General features: G+C 54.8%; 1 protein-coding gene. It reads left to right on the forward strand.

Going from position 1 to position 241, the window contains the following annotated elements:
* Positions 1–9: 9 nt before the first annotated feature.
* Positions 10–241: GntR family transcriptional regulator (locus ACSNOG_RS33930; RefSeq protein WP_436756507.1), on the forward strand; the 232-nt coding region annotated here is incomplete at its 3' end.

Below are 241 nucleotides of genomic sequence, written 5' to 3' on the forward strand. Positions count from 1 at the left end.
GTATAACAGTTGAACGCACGTGATGATACGATTACCAAGCATGAGCAGCTGGTTCAACATATTGAAAGCCTGAAGATCGGAAGTAAAATTTCCGTTCGCCGGCTGGCCAAAGAGATGGGCGTTAGCGAAGGGACCGCCTATCGGGCGGTGAAAGAGGCGGAGAGCCTTGGGATCGTGGTCACGAAGGAGAGAATCGGCACCGTTCGCGTCGAGCGCAAGCCCCGGAACATTTCCGAGCAGC

This window comes from Streptomyces sp. URMC 124 (assembly GCF_051386455.1).
Taxonomy (GTDB): domain Bacteria; phylum Actinomycetota; class Actinomycetes; order Streptomycetales; family Streptomycetaceae; genus Streptomyces.